A 17,258-nucleotide genomic window follows, 5' to 3' on the forward strand; every position below is an offset into this window, starting at 1 on the left:
CTACCTCCCGATCCCGCGGTAGGTGAAGCCCAGCTCGCGCAGCCGGGCGATGCGCTCGCGCGACAGGTACGCCCGTCCGTCGATCACCACGCACGAGCCGGCCGACACCTGCCGCCGCAGCTCGGCGAAGTCCAGGTCGGCGAACGCCTCGTGCCAGGCCAGCAGCGCCACGCAGTCGGCGTCGCGCACCGCGTCGGCCACGGAGTCCGCCAGGCGCAGGCCGAAGAGCTTGTCCACCTCGTCGGGTCCGGCCAGCGGGTCGTAGACGGCCACCTCGGCACCCGACTCACGCAGCGCGGACACCACCGGCCTGGTGGGGGTGGCGCGCAGGTCACCGGTGTTGTTCTTGAACGCCAGCCCCAGCACGGCCACCTTGGCGCCGGCGACGGGCTTGCCGAGCCTGCCCAGTTCCTCGGCGATGAGCGCGGCCGTGTAGCCGGGCATGGAGTCGTTCACCTGTCTGGTCACCGGGATGGTGCGGACGTCCACGCCGCGCTGCCTGGCCGCCTGCCAGACCATCCACGGGTCCTTGGTCAGGCACGATCCGCCGACGCCGACGCTGGGCAGCAGGATGTTCACGTTGCCGTTGCCCTTGGGGATGGTGTTCGCCGCCGCGATGATGTCCAGGACGTCCACCTCCAGCGCGGCGCAGAGCGTGGCCAGCTCGTTGGCCATGGCGATGTTGTGGTCGATCCACCAGTTGTCGGCCAGCTTGACCATCTCGGCGGCTTCGAGCGAGTCGACGGTCAGCACCTCCACGCCGAGTCCGGCGCGCCAGAACCGGTCCGCGGCGGCCGCGCTGTCGGCGCACCAGCCGCCCACCACGATCGGGAAGCTGCGCAGCTCGCGCAGCGCGTCGCCCTCCGACAGCCGCTCGGGGCTGAAGCAGAGGCCGACGTCCGTCCCGCAGGTCAGGCCGCCGCGCTCGATCAGCGGGACGATCAGGTCGCGGGTCGTCCCCGGCGGCACCGTGCTCTTGAAGATGAGCAGCTGGCCGGGGACGAGGTGCCTGCTCAGCTCCTCGCACGCGGTACGCAGCTGCGTGTCCACCAGGACGCCCCGGTCGCGGACCGGGGTGCCCACGGCCACGATCACCACGTCGGCCTCGGCCACCCGCCCGTAGTCGGTGGTGACCTGGAGCCGGTCGCTCCGCCGTACCGCGGAGACCAGTTCCGGCAGCCCGCTCTCCTGGAAGCGGCACCGCCCCTCCCGCAGCTCGGCCACCAGGGAGGCATCGGTGTCGATCCCGATGACGCGCATCCCGTTGTCCGCCAGGACGGCGGCGACGCACGACCCGACGTAGCCGAGTCCGAGCACCGCCGCCGTAGTGTTCACCTCGTCGCGCAAGAATCGCATGTCAGCTCCACCCGCCCGATCCGATCCATCAAGATCGATGCTTGTGGACGGGGCAACCGGGGTGAACCCCTAACCAGGCCCCTACGGCCGGACCAGGGCCCGGCGCAGCAGCCACAGCCCCAGCGTGAACAGCACCAGGGCGTAGCCGGCCAGGATCGCCAGCTGCGGCAGGATGTCGAGCACCGCGCCGCCTTCGCGTACCAGCTCCGTGAACGCCTCCACGGCCCAGGCGTGCGGGGTGAGGTGGGCGACCACCCGCATCGTCTCCCCGAACGCCTCCAGCGGCACCATCGTGCCGCCCAGGGCCGCCAGCCCCATGCCCAGCACCATCGCGGCCGAGGTGGCCTGCCCGGGAAGGCTGAAGAGCGAGCCGACGATCAGGGCCGCGCCGCCGCCGACGATCGCGAACAGCACCATGAGCAGCGCGGCGCCGAGGGGGTCGCCCCAGTTCACGCCGAACAGCACCGCCGAGCCGAACATGACGAGCAGCCCCTGGCAGAGCGCGATGAGGATGCGCCCGAGCGCCTCTCCGCCCACCATCGTGCGCAGCGGGGTCGGGCCCGCGTACATCCGGCGGGAGATGCCCAGGGCACGCGTCTCAATAATGCCGAGCGCGGTCGTCAGCGCGGTGAGGAAGGTGAACATGAGCAGCAGCGGCGGGGCCGAGACGGAGAAGGAGTTGAACCCGGCCGGGAAGGGCGCCCGCCCCGTCGTGGTGACCTGGACGTCCACCCCGTTCACCGTGACACGCTCGGCCGCCGCGAGGTTGGCCGCGAAGGCGCCCTTGCCCTCGGCCTCGGCGAACCGCGCCGCGCGCAGCAGCGCGGTCTCCTCGCGCAGCACGGCCCGCACCCACACGCCCACGTCCAGCGCCTTGAGGTCGGCGGGACGCAGCAGCGACCGGATGGTCGCCTGGCCGCCGGAGCCGAGCGTGGCGTCGTAGTCGGCCGGCAGGACCAGCCCGGCCTGCAGTTCGCCCCGCTCGACCTTGAGCCGCATCTCGGCCTCGGTGCCGAACCGGCGCAGGGTCAGCTTGTCGCCCTCGGACACGGCCTTGACCAGCCGCTCGGTGAGCGGACCCGACCCGTGCACGATGCCCACCTGGAGGCTCTGGCCGCCGCCGAACATCATGCCGAGCACGAAGATCATCATGAACGGGGCGACGACCACGAAGAAGAGGTTCGTCTTGTCGTGGAAGGCCCGGCGCAGGTTGACCAGGGCGATCGTGACGACCTTCATAGCTGGAGGATCCTTCCGATCCGGAACATCGCCACGCCCCCGCCCAGCACCGCGAAGCCCAGCAGGGCGGCCACCGGCAGGAGCACCACGTCGACGGAGCCGCCGCCGGCCAGGTCGGCCATGCCGGACATGAACCAGCCGTGCGGGGTGAGGAATCTGAACGCGGCCAGGTCGCCGAGCTGGGCGACGGGGAAGAACACCCCGCCGAAGGTCCCGAGCACCATCGCGACCACGGACTGCCAGTTGGAGGCCTGCTCGGCCGAGCGGGCGAACGTCACCACCGCGACCATGACCCCGTTGGCGGCGAGCACGGCCGCGATCACCAGCGCGGCCACCCCGAGCGGATCGCCCCAGCGGGCGCCGAGCAGCACGCTCGTGGCCACGACCAGGACGCTGATGCTCACCACCCCGACGATCACGCCGCTCAGCAGCTTGGCGCCGATGATGCCGCGCCGGCCGATGGGCGCGGCCAGCAGGCGGGACAGCGTCCCGGTGCGTCTCTCCTCGAAGATGCTGGCCACGTTGAACAGCACGGCGAAGAACAGGAAGAACATCGCCATGCCCGCCGCGTAGAACGTGGTGGTGTCCAGCTCGCGGTGCGCGGCCGAGCCGTCGTCGGACAGCACCACCGGCGGCGGCAGGTTCTGCGCGCGGGAGGCGAGCGCGGCGCGCTGCTCGGCCGTCGGCCGGTCGCCGGCCACCAGCACCACCGCCCGCTCGACCGAGGTCAGGTCGGCCGCGAAGAACTCCGTGACCTCCCTGGCCACCTGCACCGCGATGGGCGAGCGCGCGGAGCCGATCACCTGGATGACGCTCTGGCGGCCCTGCGCCAGGTTCGCCGACAGGTCGGGCGGGACCAGGAAGGCGGCGTCCACCTCACCGGCGTTCACGGCGCGCTGGGCGGCCTCGGCCGTCGGCAGCTCGCGAACGGTGAGATCGGCGCTGCCCTCGAGTGGCTTGAGCACGCCGGCGACGAAGCCCTTGCCGACGGGTCCCGTGTCGGCGTTGACCACCGCGTACGTCGCCTTGAGCGAGGCGCCGCCGCCACCGAGCACGAGATTGAGCACGAAGGCCATGCCCAGCGGCAGGACGAGGGCGAAGACCACGAGGGTGCTGTCGACCGCGCGCTGGCGCAGGTCCTTGAGCAGAATGATCCACACGGCCGGCTTCATGGCGATCAGTCCCGCAGCGCCCGGCCGGTGAGGTGCAGGAAGACCGATTCGAGGTCCGGCTCGCGAACCTCGACCGAGCGCACCGTGAGCCCCGCCTGCGCGGTGGTCTGCAGGATCGACGGGAGCCGCTCCCCCGCGTCGGCGACGAGCAGTTCCACCGCGCCGTCACCGGTGCTCACCTGCTGGATCTTGGGCAGGGTCCGCAGCGCCCGCACGGCCGACGCCGGATCGCCGTCCACCCTGAGCACGATCCTGCCCTGCTCCTCCACCAGCGCGACCAGCTCCCTGCGGGTGCCCTCGGCGACGAGTTTGCCGCGGTCCACGATGCCCACGCGGTCGCACAACCGCTCGGCCTCTTCCATGTAGTGCGTGGTGAACAGGACGGCGACGCCCTCGTCGGCCAGGCGGCCCACGCTCTCGAGTATCGCGTTGCGGCTCTGCGGGTCGACGCCCGCGGTGGGCTCGTCCAGAATGAGCACCCTGGGCCGGTTCAGCAGCCCGACCCCGATGTTGAGCCGCCGCATCATGCCGCCGGAGAACTTGCCCGAAGGCTCGGCCGCGCGGTCGGTGAGGCCCACGACCTCCAGCACCTCGTCGACCTTGGCCTTCAGTGCGGAACCGCGCAGGCCGTAGAGCCGGCCGAAGAAGCGCAGGTTCTCCCGGGCGGTGAGGTCGGGATAAAGGGCGAGATCCTGGGGCACGAATCCGATGAGCGATTTGGTGGCGACACTTTTGGTGGAATGCGCCCTGCCGTCGATCGTCACTTCGCCCGAATCGCATTCAAGAATTCCGACGATCATCGAGATCGTGGTCGTCTTGCCTGCCCCGTTGGGGCCGAGCAGACCGTACGTCTCACCTTCGGCAATCGTGAAACCAATGCCGTCGACGGCCAGCATCGAGCCAAATTGTTTGCGTAATCCCGCACATGCGAGAACGACATCACTCACACGTTCAAGCTGAGCACGGGCGGCTGTCAACTGTCCAGTCCCGGGGCTCGGCATTCGATCGGGTCACGCTTTTCGCGAGCGGCGTCCGGCCAGGGCCTGCGGGCTCGCGTAAGGGCGGCGGCCCCGGACCGGTCCGCACGGCCGGATCGGCGCCGCCGCCCCTCGGTTGATCGGCGAGCGCGTTCGCCGCGGGGGCGCCGGCGCGACGCCCCCGCGACGAACGGTCTATTAGCAGGTAATGGTGCTCGCGCCACTACCCGGGAGCTCGTCGTACTCGGGAGCGCTCTCCAGCTTCTGCAGTTCGAGGATGTTCGCCAGTTCCATCGTGACACCTCCTTTTCGTTCTCGTCCGGACGGCCGCCGGCGACGGTTAATTCGCCTTTCGACCTCGGCGCCGAAAGTAAGCGACCGGACGGAGACCGGGCAACGCGGTGACCTAAAGCGGCCACGGCAATTGAGGCATGCTTTTTGATATGCGGTCGAATTTCAGCAAGGACCGGTCCGTCACCACCACCGCGGAACTGCACCGGCTGATCAGACGATTGGTCAGGGGCGAGCACCGGGCTTACCGCGTCGTCCTGGCCGACGATCCGCTGGGCCGCCTCATCACCGGCCACCTGGTGCGGGCCGCCGACGCGCCGCACCACGCGGCCGGGGTCGTGCAGGCCCAGGGCGAGCCGGCCGACCTGCGCGTTCCGGCCTCGCGCGTCCGGCTGCTCGCCTCCGCCCCGGTGTCGATGTTGCTCGGCGCGGCGGAGGTGGCGGTGGTCGGCGTGGCCGACGCCGGCGCGGTGGTGGTGACGGACGAGCTCCACCTGTCCAGCCTCGACCTGCTGTTCGACCTGCTGTGGACGGTCGCGGCACCGGCGCGGCAGACGCACGCGGCCGGGCTGACGCACCGGGGCGCGACGATACTCGGGCTGCTGGCCGAAGGGCTGACCGACGCGGCCATCGCGGCCAGGCTGAATCTCGGCGAGCGGACGGTGCGCCGTGAGGTCAATACGCTGATGAAGCTTTCCCGGGCGGCCAGCCGTTTTCAGCTGGCACTGTGCGCGCAGCAGCTCGGCTGGCTGCCCCGTCCCGCCGGCGAGACGAACGGCAGCACCTCGAATAAGGCCCGTATTGACGCCCGAGAATCAGAAATCTAATGTGCGGCGTGCACTATGGAATTCGCCTGGACTTGGGCCGTAAATATTTGCCGAAGAAAATGGGAAGGCCGATGCCAGATCTCATCGTCGAGACTCCGAGAACGAAACTGGTGCCGGCGGACGTCTCGGACGGAACCGCCCTCTACGACCTCCTGCTGGATCTCGGCCTGCACTCGATGCCCAGCAGGGAGGCGTTTCTCGCCTCCTTCGACGCGGGCGACTACTTCAGCGTGCACGCGTGCCGGACCGGCCAGGTCGTCGGCTACGCGAACCTGCACAGCCCCGATCCCGCCGGGCACGTCCAGATGGGCATCTTCACCGATCCGGCCAAGGCCGGTTACGGGATCGGCGGCGAGGCGATGATCCTGCTGGTGAACTACGCGTTCGCCAAATGGAGCGAGCTGCGGAAGATCTACTTCTCCACCACCGAGGCCAGCCTGGAACGGCTGGGCGTGGGCAACCTGCCGTACGAGGCGGCGCTGCCCGACCACCTCTACTTCCGCGGCCGGCTGTGGACCGTCTACATCTACGCGCTGCACCGCCGGGTGTGGGAGGAGCAGAGCGGCCCGCTGCTCGACCGCATGCTCGGCCGCCCGGCCGCCGAGCCCGAGGACGAGTACAGGCCGACGGCCTGGCAGTACGTCGTGGAGAGCGTCAAGTGGCTCAGCGGGAACCGCAAGTGACCAGGAACCGGCCGGTGCCCGAGTTCCGGGCCCGCCGGCTGCTGCTGGTGGGCACGGGCGCCATCGCGGCCATGAACCTCCCCTCCTGGCTGACCTGGCTGGCCACCTCGTACCGGGAGCTCGAGGTGCGCCTGGTGCTGACGAGCAGCGCCGAGCGGTTCGTCAGCAGGCACGCGCTGAGCGTGCTGATGCGCGGCGAGGTCGGCGTCGACCGCTGGCCGGACGAGCCGCGGCCGGAGGCGGCGCACGTCGAGCTGGCCGAGTGGAGCGACGCGATCGCGGTCTACCCGGCCTGCATGAACTACGTCTCCCGTCTGGCGCTCGGGCTCGCGGACACGCCCACGCTGCTGGCGCTGCAGTGCACCGCGGCGCCCATCGGCATCGCGCCGTCCCTGCCGCCGGGCGCGCTGGACAATCCCATCTTCCGCGCGCACCTGGACACGCTGGCGAGCCGGCCCAACGTGGTGATCGCGCCGACCGTGCCCGCGCGCAGCGCCACCACGGGACGAAGCGACGCGGCCGGCTCCAGCCCGCTCTGGACGTTGCTGGAACTCATCGAGGGGCTGCGCGCGAGCCTGGCCGCCCCGTCAGCGGAGGTCGTGTGACGTGAACGACATGGCGCAGTTCTACACGCGAGCGGATCCGCTCTTCTACGACGACGTCACCCGGTGGTCGAGCGGCGCCGGGTTCCTGGCCGACGCCGAGTTCGAGGTCTCCGCCCGGCCGGTGCCCGAAGGCTGGGCGCGCAGGCGGCACACGGTGTGGACGACCGTCGAGCCGGCCGGACACCCCTACCCGGCGCAGGGCTGGAAGATCCATGTCTCGGCCACGCTGGAGAACGCCGACCGGCTCTGCACGATCGTGTGGGACTACTGCGTGGCGCGCGGGATCCCGTTCAAGCACCTGCTGAACCGCAACATGTTGCTGGCGTTCAACGCCAAGTACACCCCGCGCGGCAACAGCGGGAAGCTGATCACCATCTATCCGGACGAGGAGCGGTTCGAGAGCGTCGTCACCGAGCTGGCCGCGCTGACGGCGGGCGAGCGGGGCCCGTACGTGCTCAGCGACGTGCGCATCGGCGAGGGCCCGCTCTACGTGCGGTTCGGCGCGTTCGTCCGGATGCGCTGCGTGGACGAGGCCGGCGAGCTGACCATGGGCGTCAGGCGTCCCGACGGCACGCTCGTCCCCGACCACCGCCGGGCGTACTTCTCACCGCCCGACTGGGCGCCCGTCCCCGCCGTGCTCGGCCCGCACGTGGCCGCCCGCGCGGCCGGGCCGGACGGTCCCGCGCCGTACGTGGTCGAGCGGGCCCTGCACTTCTCCAACGCGGGCGGCGTGTACGTGGCCACCCGGCGGGCCGACGGCCGCCGCGTGGTGCTGAAGGAGGCCAGGCCGCACACGGCCGTGGACAACAACCACCTGGACGCGGTCGCCCGGCTCAGGGCCGAGTGCTGGGCCCTGCGCCGGGCGGCCGGGATCGAGGGCGTGCCCGAGCTCTACGACGAGTTCGTCATGGGCGGGCACCACTTCCTGGCCCAGGAGTACGTCGAGGGCGAACCGCTGGCCGTGTGGATCGGCGTCAACCATCCCTGGGTGACCAGCGCGGAGCCCACCGCGGACGAACTGGCCGCCTACACGGACACCGCGGCCGGGATCGTCGAGTCGCTGACCGCGCTCGTCGCCGCACTGCACGAGCGCGGCGTGGTCTTCGGCGACCTGCACCTGGGCAACGTCATGGTCACGCCGGAAGGCGGGGCGGCGCTGGTCGACTTCGAGCTCGCCTTCGAGCCCTCGGGCACCCCCTGGCGGCCCGGGCTCGGCGCGATGGGGTACGCGGGCCGGGACAAGGAGGGCTTCGCGCTCGACAGGCACGCGCTCTCCATGATCATGCTGGCGATCTTCCTGCCGTTCGCCAAGATCTGCGCGCTGCGGCCGGAGAAGGTCTTCCCGCTCACCCGCCTGGCCGCCGAGCTGTTCCCGCTCCCGCCGGGCTGGACGGAGACGATCCTGCGCGAGCTGGCGCCGGGCGGCCCCGACGACCGGCGCGACGAGTTGGAGTCCCGTCCGGTGCCCTGGGCGTCGGTGACCAAGCGGCTCGCGCAGGGCATTCTCCACGTCGCCACGCCGGAGCGCACGGACCGGCTCTTCCCCGGCGACATCCAGCAGTTCGCCACCGGCGGCCTGTCCTTCGGCTACGGCGCGGCCGGGGTGCTGTGGGCGCTCGACGTGACCGGGCACGGCAGGCACGAGACCTGCGAACGGTGGCTGCTGCGGGCGATCCCGCGGATGGAGTTCCCCCACCCCGGCTTCTACGACGGCGTCGCCGGCCTGGCGTACGCGCTCGACCACCTGGGCCACCCGGAGCAGGCGGCCGAGCTGCTCGACCGCCATCCCGTGCCGGAGCGGCTCGGCGTCTCCCTGCACAGCGGGCTGTCCGGGATCGGCGCGGCACTGCTGCACCTGAGCGCCCGATGGGACGAGCCGGAGCTGCGGCAGTCGGCGCTGGGCGTCGCCGAGCGCCTGGCCGCCGCCGTGGAGCGCGGCGACCCGAGCGCGGGCCACGCGGCGGCCCAGCCGGCAGGCCGGCCCAAGTCGCCGCCTCCCGGGCTGATGCGCGGCTGGTCGGGCGTCAGCCTGTTCTTCCTGCGCCTGTACGAGCGGACCGGCGAACGCGGCCACCTCGACCTGGCCGTCCGCGCGCTGCACCGCGACCTCGACGCCTGCGTGACGAACGCGCGCGGCGCCCTGGTGGCCGCGGACGGCGGGGTGCGGCTGCTGCCGTACCTGGAGACCGGCAGCGCGGGCATCGCGCTGGTGGCCGACGAGTTGCTCACGCACACCGACGACGACCGGGCGCGCGAGAGCCTGCCCGCGCTCCTGCGGGCCTGCGCCACCCGGCTGACCGTGCAGGCGGACCTGTTCCGCGGCAAGAGCGGCCACCTGCTCACCCTCGGCCGCCTGCGTCACCACCGCCCCGGCGAGGCGGAGCTGGAACGGCACCGTGAGGTGCTCACCTGGCACGCCGTCGAACTGCACGGGCACCTGGCCGTTCCCGGCAACCAGGGCTACCGGCTCTCCGCCGACCTGGCCACCGGGGCCGCCGGCGTCCTGCTCGCCCTCGCCGACGGCGCGCCCGCGCTGCCGTTCCTCGCCCCGGCGGGCTGACCGTGCGCGCCGTGAAAGTCGTCGTCAAACGCGAGCTGATCAGGTTCGTCAACGACGGGAAGCGCACCACCGCCCTGCTCTTCCAGGCGGTGATGTGGCTCTTCGTGGTCGGCGCGGGATTCGGCGCGCTCGCGCCTCCCGCGCCCGGCCAGGTGCCGCTGCAGACCTTCATGTTCCCCGGCATCCTGGTGATGACGGTGATCACCACCGCGATGTTCTCCGCGGCCTCGATCGTCTGGGACCGGGAGTTCGGGTTCCTGCGCGAGATGCTGGTGGCGCCGGTCAGCCGCACCGCGCTGGCGCTGGGCAAGATCTTCGGCGGGGCTCTCGTCGCCACCGCGCAGAGCGTCGTGGTCCTCAGCCTGGCCGGGTTCGTGGGCGTGCCGTACCATCCGCTGCTCATGGCCGAACTGCTCGGCCTGGCCTTCCTGATCGCCTTCACCATGACGGCCTTCGGGGTGATGGTCGCCGCCAGGATCAGCAGCCTGGAGTCGTTCCTCGGCATCTCCCAGATGGTGATCATGCCGCTGACCTTCCTGTCGGGCGCGCTGTTCCCGATCGACGGGCTGCACGCCGTCTTCCGCGCGGCCGCCTGGGCGAATCCGCTGACCTACGCGGTCGAGCCGGTGCGCCAGGCCGTGCTCGACCATCTCGGCACGAGCGCGGTCGGCCGCCAGCTGCCCGGCGCGGCGGCCGTGGCGCTGCTGGCCGTCCTCGCGCTGATCTTCACGTCCTTCGCCGTCGCCCAGTTCAGGAGGGCTGACTAGCTCGGCCACCCAAGGCAAGGAGAGCCATGTCATACGCGCCGCTCCAACTGGCGGTCATCATCGCGAGCACCAGGCAAGGCCGGGTCGGCCCCGTCGTGGCCGACTGGTTCGTCGGACAGGCCAGACGGCACACCGCGATGGAGATCGACGTCATCGATCTGGCCGCCACCCCGCTGCCGCTCGCCGTCACGTCCTCGCCGGCCAAGGAGACGGCGGACCTGCTGGCCCCGGTCAGCGCCAGGCTGGCGGCCGCGGAGGCGTTCGTGGTGGTGACCCCGGAGTACAACCACAGTTTTCCGGCCACCATCAAGATCCTCATCGACTGGCACTACACCCAGTGGCGGGCCAAGCCAGTCGGGTTCGTCTGCTACGGCGGCCGGTCGGGCGGGCTGCGCGCCGTGGAGCACCTGCGGCTGGTCTTCGCCGAACTGCACGCCGTCACGATCCGCGAGACGCTCAGCTTCCACAGCGCGTGGAACCGGCCTGGTGACAGCCGCGAGCAGATGATCCCGGCGGAGAGCGACGGCGCCGCCAAGATCATGCTGGACCAGCTGGCGTGGTGGGGGCAGGCGCTCAGGGAGGCCAGGGCCGCGCACCCGTACGAGGTCTGACCGCCGCCGGCACCGTCCGGTCCTGGGGCGGCTCTACTCGATGACGCTGAGCGCTCCTGAAGGGCAGGACCGGATCGCCCGGCGCACGGCCGCCCGCTGCCCGGTGTCCGGTTCCGCCTCCAGCACCACGACCAGGCCCTCCTCGTCGTCCTGGTCGAAGACGGAGGAGACGGTCAGCGCGCACATGCCGGCGCCGATGCACACCTCGCGGTCGGCTTTGATCTTCATCGGTTCCCCCAGGTGACGGGGAGGCGCACGGCCTCTCCGCATCGTCCGTGCCGGCGCCGTCATCATGGCCCGCCGGACCGCCGCGGGTCCAGGACCGCCCTGACGACGGTGACGCGCACCGACCCGCGCACCGTCTCGGCAGCCGGCGCTGTGACCTTCATGTGACCGGGCCGAAGGTGTACTGGCATGCGATGGGGATCTCGGTGCCGATACGGCCCGGGTGGGCAGCCATGAGCAAGTCCTGCTGGGGCCGTACGCGACCGAGGGGACTGATCGGGCAACCCCGGCAGGGGGCGTTGCCCTATGACGACGGGGTAGAGAGATTGATGGTGCTTGCGGGTCGAGAGCGCGAGCTGGGAGAACTGAACGAGGTGTTCGAGTCCGCGGTGCTGGGTCAGGGCGGCGTCGCGGTGATCAGTGGTCCGATGGGGAGCGGCAGGACTGTGCTCCTCCACGAGTTCGGCCGGCTCGCGGCGCAGGCCGGCGCCCGGGTTCTGTCCGCCGAGTGCTCTCCCGCGGAGCGCTCCCTGGCCGGCGGCGTCGTCGGTCAGCTGCTGGGCGCGACCGGCCGGCCCGGATCGCGCGGGTGGCCGGACCTGCTGGAGATGGCTCAGGACGTGCCGACCGTGCTCGCGATCGATGACGTGGACTGGGCCGACGACGTCTCGCTCGACATTCTGCTGTCCGTGGTGCGCCGGTCACGCACCGCGAGACTTCTGGTCGTGATGACGACCAGCCCTGACCGGCGGCCGATCAGCCCGGTGCCGGCGGCCGAGGAACTGTTGCATCGGCCGTACAACCGGCGCGTCGAGTTGACCCCCCTGTCTCCGGCGGCGGTCTGGGACCTGATCGCCGAGCGCATGGGACGGCCGCCGGCCGACTGGCTCGCCGACGACAGCCACCGGCTGGCCGGGGAGAGCCCGCTGCTGGTCAGGGCGATCTTGGAGGATCTGGAGAAGCGGGGCGAGACGCGCTCGCTCGAGGTCGGCGCCGCCTTCGGCGACGCCGTCGTGGCCTGCATCCACCGGTGCGAGGCGACGGTGATCCGGGTGGCCGAAGCCATCGCCGTGCTGGGGGAACACGCCAACACCGGCATGGTGAGCGAGCTCGCGGGCGTCGAGGCGCACCAGGCCGAGCGGGTGACCGAGCGGCTGGAGCGGGCCGGCCTGCTCTCCGGCGGCCGGTTCCGGCATGAGGTCGGCCGCCGCGCGGTGATCGACCGCATGCCGGCGACCCGCCGTACCCGGCTTCATCGGCTGGCCGCGCAGCTCCTCTACATCGCCGGCCGTCCGGTCACCGACGTGGCCGCCTGCCTGCTGACCGCGGGCTGGTCCGGCGAGAACTGGGCCGCGAGGGTGCTGGTCGCCGCCGGCCGGCGGCAGCTGCACGACGAGGCGCCCGTCGCCGCGGCGAGATGCTTCGAACTGGCGCTCGCATCGGGTTCGGCGGATGCGAAACGCCTGGTCAGAAAGGCGTTGCTGGCCGAGACGGAAGGGCGCCTCGCTCCCACCGACGCGAGCCTCCGCCTGGCGGAGCTGCTGCACGAGAGGTTGCCCGAGTCTCACGCCACCGACACGTGTCACCGGCTCTCGCGGCGAGAGCGGCCGGCCGCCCCGTACGACGGCACCGGTCAGCAGCGCGCCCCGACCGTGTCACGCGGCCCCGCCCCCAGGACGGGCGTCGAACTGGCCCGGCTGTCCGCGCTCAACCAGGCGCTCGTCGCCCGGGTGCCGAGGCACGGTTGCAACGGCACTCCCTACCCGGCCTCCGTCATGAAGTCCACGGCGGCCAGGGACTTGGTGGAACGGATCACCCGGCCGGCCGACCCTGCCGGGCAACCCGTCGCCACCACGGCCGACCAGGCTCCGCCTGACGAGGAGAGCTCCGGCGACGACACCCCGGCGGGCGACCTCGGCAGCCTGGCCGAGGTGCTGAGCGAGGCCGAGCACCGCGTGGCCGTACGCGCGGCCCAGGGCCGCACGAATCGCGAGATCGCCGAAGACCTCTACATCACCCGGAGCACGGTCGAGCAGCATCTCACCCGGATCTATCGCAAACTACAGGTGCGGACGAGGGAGGACCTCGGCCGGCTCGCCGCCGCGATCTCCGCGGACGAGGACGACAGCGTGCCCTGCTGAGCGGCGGAAAGGCCCTCCCCAAGGCTTGTGGCCGATGCGGGGAGGGCCGATCCTGGTCATTCGACGCTCACGTCGAAGACCCGAGCCGCCGGCGACGTCCGGCGTTCATGACGTCGCGGCCGCGGGCTCGCCGGTGACTCCGGTGAGCCTGCCCTCCAGCCGATCGGCGAACTCCGTCCAGATCGCGGCGTGTGCTCGTGCCAGATCGCTGACGTTGGAGCCCCAGCGCGGCGGGACGTTCATCAGGATGCGGTCCCAGTCCTGGCCGGGGATCGCGTGCACGGCGAGCAGGCGCAGCAGGCTTCGCCCGGTCTCCGTGAGCCGGAGCGCGGGATCGGCCTTCAACCGGTTCAACATGGCCAGGCGGTCCTGGTCCTCGGCGAGCCGGAACGCCCGGCCGGAATCGCCTGCGCTGGGTTGCGGGACCGGCTGGATGTGTGATCTCCTGCGGCCCGCCGGTATGGGGCTCTCCCCACGTTCCAGCCGGCCCCGCACGTCCCGGACCGTCTCCGGGGAGAGCCCTACCTTTCTGGCGATCTGCCTGAGCGAGAGGGTGGGATCGCTGCGGATGAGTTCGGCCGCCTGCCTGCGCTCGGCCGTGCCGTCCAGGGGCCGGACCCGGCCGTCCCTGCCGATCCGCGCCTCGCCTTCCATCCGGCTTCCGCGCAGGTCCGCCACGGTCCCGGCGGACACGCCCGCGGCGGAGGCGACCATCCGGTCTGACCACTCCGGATGGCTCCCGATGATGCGCCTGGCGGCGCGCCTTCGATCGGCGAGCGTGAGAGGCAGTCCGTGCTCGATGTTCATGCGAACCGCCAGGACGAACGCGTCAGCCTCACTGCCCTCGAAGAACCGCGCCGCTATGGTGCGCTGACCCCGCAGCCGGGCCGCGCTCAACCGATGTAAGCCGTCGATGACCCGCATCGACGGGAAGTGCACCAAGATGGGGGGTATTTGCCCTTGGGCGGACAACAGCGCCTCCAGGTGCTCCGGATTCTCGCCGGCGATGCGCGGCGAGAACGCACCTGACAATCGCTCCAGGTCAACCTCGACGATCGGCATGCTGTCGATGCTCGTGCTGGTCGGATCCACGGTTTCGCCCCCGCTCATATCGTGGCCGGTCATGTGCCGTTCTGGCCGCACTCCGCCGCAACCTTCGGTATTCCCGGCCCCGTCCCCGTCGTCGTGTGCGTGTGTCCTCTCTGCCGTCGCGCGCATGCCACCTCCTGCCATCGGCGCCCACGCACATTCACCTCAAAAAAACGTAAATGTCCCTCCCTTGACCAAAACACCCCCTAATCCGATTTTTCGTGATCTTAGGGGAGTCGTGGCAACGCTCTGATCTGCGCAAAGGACCGGTATCAGGCTTTCCTCTGTCCATAAATCAGGACACACGATCGATCACGAACGGCTATTCCCGCTGGTCCGCGAGTCGCGGGCGGAACAGCAGCGGCCCGCGACTCCGTAACGCAAGTCAAGACACCCCTTGCAGAATTTGACCGCGCGCGTTCGACCTGATCACGCCTGGTGAACCGCCCCTATTTCGGGCCCTGCCCACCCCTAATCACGCGCGGACGGGAATGCGCGCGACATCGTCCGCAACGATCGTGCTTCCCGGGGCGAATCGCAACCGGCGAGCCCCAGCGCCCCGCGGAACTCGGCGGCGAGGAGTCCCAGCACGTCCCTGGCGCCGTCCTCCCCGCCGACGGCCAGGCCGTACATGAGCGGACGGCCGACGAGCACCGCCGACGCGCCCAGGGCGAGCGCCTTGACGATGTCCTCACCGCGGCGGACCCCGCTGTCGAGCAGGATCTCGCAGGAGCCGGCCACCGCGGCGGCGATCTCCGGCAGCACGTCGACGCTCGGGATCGCGCCGTCCAACTGACGCCCTCCGTGGTTGGACACCACGATCCCGTCGATCCCCAGGTCCGCCGCTCGCCGCGCGTCCTCGGGGTCCAGGATCCCCTTGAGCACCAGCGGCAGCCGGGTGCGCCCGCGCAGCATGTCCACCCACGCCCAGGTGACCGGGGCGAACTCGAGCGCCGTGTGCTCGGCGACCGCCGAGGCGGCCTCGACCTCGCCGGACGACCGGCGGTGCGCCGCACTCCTGCCGCCGAGGTTGGCCGCCGTCACCGACTCCGGCAGCGCGAACCGGTTGCGGACGTCCCGCAGCCGCCGGCCCATCCACGGCATGTCCACGGTGACCATGATCGCTCGGCAGCCGGCGGCCTCGGCGCGCTCCACCAGTTCCAGGCAACGCCGCTCGTCACGCAACCGGTACAGCTGGAACCAGGTCGTGCCCCCCACGGCGGCGACCTCCTCCAGCGCGACGCTGCTCATCGTGCTCACCGCGAACGGGATTCCGGCCGTCTTCGCCGCACGCGCCGTGGCGAGCTCCCCTTCGGGGTGCAGCAGCCGCTGGTAGGCGATGGGGGCGGCGGCCAGGGGCATCGACACCTGGCCGCCGAGCAGGCTGGAAGCGGTGGAGCAGGCCGCCACGTCCCGCAGCGCCCTGGGGATGACGAAGACCGACTCGAACGCGGCGAGATTCGCCCGCAGCGTGCTCTCCGCACCGCTCCCGCCCGCGACGAAGTCCCAGGTCTCGGCGGAGAGCACGCGGCGGGCGGCCCGTTCGTAGTCGGCCAGGCAACTCAAGGTCATCCGGCCCGCTCCAGCTCCACGGCCTCGTAGAGCGCCTTGATGTTGGAGCTGCCGAAGGTCTCCGCGCCCTGTCTCTCGATGATCTCGAAGAACAGGGTGCGGCGCGGATGCATGGAACGGGTGAAGATCTGGAACAGCTGGCCGCCGTGATCCTCGTCGATCAGCAGGCCGGTCTCCCGCAGATCCTGCAGCGGGTGCGTCTTGGGGGAGATCCGCTGCGCGAGCAGGTCGTAGTAGGTGTCCGGGGTGGTGAGGAAGCCGACCCCCCGCGCCGCCAGGTCGCGCACCGTGCGGACCGCATCGTCGCTGGCGAACGCCACGTGCTGCACCCCGGGACCGTGGTGGCCCTTGAGGAAGTCGTCGATCTGGCCCGGCTCGGTCTCCGGGTCGGGCTCGATCAGCGTCAGCGTCACCCCTCCGGACCTGCTCTGCACCACCTGGGACTCCATCGCCTGCGCCCCCACCACGATGCGCTCCTGGAAGATGTCGCGGAAGCCGAGGGTCCGGACGTAGTGATCCACGGTACGGCGCAGGTCGCCGGCGGGAAGGCAGATGGCGAGATGGTCTATCGCGAGCAGCGCGGTCTCACCCGCGCCGCCGCCGGGTGAGCGCGGCGAGGGGACGAACCCGGGCGGCAGGCCGGGTTCGTCCCCTGGAGCGCGCTGGACCAGGGTGTGGACGACGTCACCGAACCCCTCGATCGTCGCGGTGACGAGCCCGCCCCCGGCACCTCCCGCCGGGGTGTGCTGGGCCGGCTCGTGCACCGGGGTCGCGCCCGCCGCCACGGCGGCCTCGAAGACGGCGCGGACGTCCCGCGTGCGCAGAGCGACGTCGGCCACGCCGGCGCCGTGGGTCTGCACGTAGGCGGCGGCGGGGTGCCGGTCCGAGATCGCCTCGGTGATGACCAGGAGCACCGGCCCGTTCCGCAGTGCGACGCTGCGGTGATCCGCGGAATCGCCCATGCCGACGACGGTGAATCCGTACTTGTCCACCCAGGTGAAGGCTTCCACCTCGAGGTTGCCGACATACATTTCCAGATAGTCGATCGAAAGGTCGGAGAATGGCGAGTCCGAAGTCATTTTCAGCCTCCGTGGCAGCGATTTCCTTTCTTCTAGATTTCCGTTGTGCGGAGGCTTACGTCAA

At 71.1% G+C, this 17,258-nt stretch carries 16 protein-coding genes; 7 read left to right on the plus strand and 9 right to left on the minus strand.

Annotation, left to right across the window (positions count from 1 at the left end):
* The 5 genes from HII36_RS07480 to HII36_RS55555 all read right to left on the minus strand — a co-directional run bounded on the left by HII36_RS07480 (position 1) and on the right by HII36_RS55555 (position 5,038).
* Complete coding sequence (locus HII36_RS07480; protein ID WP_173522333.1) at positions 1–1,356, minus strand: nucleotide sugar dehydrogenase; 1,356 nt, start codon at positions 1,354–1,356, stop codon at positions 1–3.
* An 81-nt stretch (positions 1,357–1,437) separates the two neighbouring features.
* Complete coding sequence (locus tag HII36_RS07485) at positions 1,438–2,595, minus strand: ABC transporter permease (protein ID WP_173522334.1); 1,158 nt, start codon at positions 2,593–2,595, stop codon at positions 1,438–1,440.
* The gene (locus HII36_RS07490; protein ID WP_173522335.1) at positions 2,592–3,755 is read right to left on the minus strand and encodes an ABC transporter permease; all 1,164 of its coding nucleotides are present in this window, start codon (positions 3,753–3,755) and stop codon (positions 2,592–2,594) included. Before HII36_RS07490 ends, HII36_RS07485 begins: the two co-directional genes overlap by 4 nt.
* A gap of 17 nt (positions 3,756–3,772) precedes the next feature.
* Entirely contained in the window at positions 3,773–4,663 is an 891-nt protein-coding gene (locus tag HII36_RS07495; protein WP_236003265.1) for an ABC transporter ATP-binding protein, read from the minus strand.
* 279 nt (positions 4,664–4,942) lie between these two features.
* Positions 4,943–5,038 carry a class III lanthipeptide gene (locus HII36_RS55555; protein ID WP_217369274.1) on the minus strand — a complete coding sequence of 32 codons (96 nt, stop codon included), beginning with the start codon at positions 5,036–5,038 and terminating at the stop codon, positions 4,943–4,945.
* Positions 5,039–5,187: 149 nt separating this feature from the next.
* Between HII36_RS55555 and HII36_RS07500 the strand changes: the two genes are divergently transcribed.
* The 6 genes from HII36_RS07500 to HII36_RS07525 all read left to right on the plus strand — a co-directional run bounded on the left by HII36_RS07500 (position 5,188) and on the right by HII36_RS07525 (position 11,088).
* Positions 5,188–5,862, plus strand: coding sequence for a helix-turn-helix transcriptional regulator (locus tag HII36_RS07500; RefSeq protein ID WP_173522337.1), 675 nt, complete (start codon positions 5,188–5,190; stop codon positions 5,860–5,862).
* A 71-nt stretch (positions 5,863–5,933) separates the two neighbouring features.
* Complete coding sequence (locus HII36_RS56370) at positions 5,934–6,545, plus strand: GNAT family N-acetyltransferase (protein ID WP_173522338.1); 612 nt, start codon at positions 5,934–5,936, stop codon at positions 6,543–6,545.
* Positions 6,542–7,150, plus strand: a complete 609-nt coding sequence (locus tag HII36_RS56375) for a flavoprotein (RefSeq protein WP_328807624.1) — start codon at positions 6,542–6,544, stop codon at positions 7,148–7,150. Before HII36_RS56370 ends, HII36_RS56375 begins: the two co-directional genes overlap by 4 nt.
* A 10-nt stretch (positions 7,151–7,160) precedes the next feature.
* Positions 7,161–9,710 (plus strand): class III lanthionine synthetase LanKC, encoded by a 2,550-nt coding sequence (gene lanKC, locus HII36_RS07515; protein ID WP_217369280.1) that lies wholly within the window; start codon positions 7,161–7,163, stop codon positions 9,708–9,710.
* An 11-nt stretch (positions 9,711–9,721) separates the two neighbouring features.
* Positions 9,722–10,477, plus strand: a complete 756-nt coding sequence (locus HII36_RS07520; protein ID WP_328807625.1) for an ABC transporter permease — start codon at positions 9,722–9,724, stop codon at positions 10,475–10,477.
* 26 nt (positions 10,478–10,503) lie between these two features.
* The gene (locus HII36_RS07525) at positions 10,504–11,088 is read left to right on the plus strand and encodes an NADPH-dependent FMN reductase (RefSeq protein WP_173522341.1); all 585 of its coding nucleotides are present in this window, start codon (positions 10,504–10,506) and stop codon (positions 11,086–11,088) included.
* Between the two features lie 33 nt (positions 11,089–11,121).
* On the opposite strand, the gene HII36_RS07530 is transcribed toward HII36_RS07525, so the two are convergent.
* A complete protein-coding gene (locus HII36_RS07530; RefSeq protein ID WP_173522342.1) occupies positions 11,122–11,316 on the minus strand; it encodes a ferredoxin in 195 nt (64 codons plus the stop codon).
* Between the two features lie 326 nt (positions 11,317–11,642).
* Between HII36_RS07530 and HII36_RS07535 the strand changes: the two genes are divergently transcribed.
* Positions 11,643–13,454 (plus strand): AAA family ATPase, encoded by a 1,812-nt coding sequence (locus HII36_RS07535; RefSeq protein WP_173522343.1) that lies wholly within the window; start codon positions 11,643–11,645, stop codon positions 13,452–13,454.
* 105 nt (positions 13,455–13,559) lie between these two features.
* Here the strand turns inward: HII36_RS07535 and HII36_RS07540 are convergent, their stop codons facing one another.
* From HII36_RS07540 to hppD, 3 genes are all read right to left on the minus strand, one after another.
* Positions 13,560–14,516 carry a ParB and winged helix-turn-helix domain-containing protein gene (locus HII36_RS07540; RefSeq protein WP_173522344.1) on the minus strand — a complete coding sequence of 319 codons (957 nt, stop codon included), beginning with the start codon at positions 14,514–14,516 and terminating at the stop codon, positions 13,560–13,562.
* Positions 14,517–15,014: 498 nt separating this feature from the next.
* Positions 15,015–16,115, minus strand: coding sequence for an alpha-hydroxy acid oxidase (locus HII36_RS07545; RefSeq protein ID WP_173522345.1), 1,101 nt, complete (start codon positions 16,113–16,115; stop codon positions 15,015–15,017).
* Positions 16,112–17,194, minus strand: coding sequence for a 4-hydroxyphenylpyruvate dioxygenase (hppD, locus tag HII36_RS07550; RefSeq protein WP_173522346.1), 1,083 nt, complete (start codon positions 17,192–17,194; stop codon positions 16,112–16,114). The genes HII36_RS07545 and hppD overlap by 4 nt, the downstream gene beginning before the upstream one ends.
* Positions 17,195–17,258: the final 64 nt, after the last annotated feature.

The sequence above is a fragment of the Nonomuraea antri genome (assembly GCF_013283785.1).
GTDB classification, from domain to species: Bacteria; Actinomycetota; Actinomycetes; order Streptosporangiales; family Streptosporangiaceae; genus Nonomuraea; species Nonomuraea antri.

What these genes read in the sequence shown, in the direction of transcription:
- HII36_RS07480 (WP_173522333.1), bottom strand. Translation starts at nt 1,356, where the DNA reads ATGCGATTCTTGCGCGACGAGGTGAACACTACGGCGGCGGTGCTCGGA.
- HII36_RS07485 (WP_173522334.1), bottom strand. Translation starts at nt 2,595, where the DNA reads ATGAAGGTCGTCACGATCGCCCTGGTCAACCTGCGCCGGGCCTTCCAC.
- HII36_RS07495 (WP_236003265.1), bottom strand. Translation starts at nt 4,663, where the DNA reads ATGCTGGCCGTCGACGGCATTGGTTTCACGATTGCCGAAGGTGAGACG.
- HII36_RS55555 (WP_217369274.1), bottom strand. Translation starts at nt 5,038, where the DNA reads ATGGAACTGGCGAACATCCTCGAACTGCAGAAGCTGGAGAGCGCTCCC.
- HII36_RS07500 (WP_173522337.1), top strand. Translation starts at nt 5,188, where the DNA reads ATGCGGTCGAATTTCAGCAAGGACCGGTCCGTCACCACCACCGCGGAA.
- HII36_RS56370 (WP_173522338.1), top strand. Translation starts at nt 5,934, where the DNA reads ATGCCAGATCTCATCGTCGAGACTCCGAGAACGAAACTGGTGCCGGCG.
- lanKC (WP_217369280.1), top strand. Translation starts at nt 7,161, where the DNA reads ATGGCGCAGTTCTACACGCGAGCGGATCCGCTCTTCTACGACGACGTC.
- HII36_RS07525 (WP_173522341.1), top strand. Translation starts at nt 10,504, where the DNA reads ATGTCATACGCGCCGCTCCAACTGGCGGTCATCATCGCGAGCACCAGG.
- HII36_RS07530 (WP_173522342.1), bottom strand. Translation starts at nt 11,316, where the DNA reads ATGAAGATCAAAGCCGACCGCGAGGTGTGCATCGGCGCCGGCATGTGC.
- HII36_RS07535 (WP_173522343.1), top strand. Translation starts at nt 11,643, where the DNA reads ATGGTGCTTGCGGGTCGAGAGCGCGAGCTGGGAGAACTGAACGAGGTG.
- HII36_RS07540 (WP_173522344.1), bottom strand. Translation starts at nt 14,516, where the DNA reads ATGCCGATCGTCGAGGTTGACCTGGAGCGATTGTCAGGTGCGTTCTCG.
- HII36_RS07545 (WP_173522345.1), bottom strand. Translation starts at nt 16,115, where the DNA reads ATGACCTTGAGTTGCCTGGCCGACTACGAACGGGCCGCCCGCCGCGTG.
- hppD (WP_173522346.1), bottom strand. Translation starts at nt 17,194, where the DNA reads ATGACTTCGGACTCGCCATTCTCCGACCTTTCGATCGACTATCTGGAA.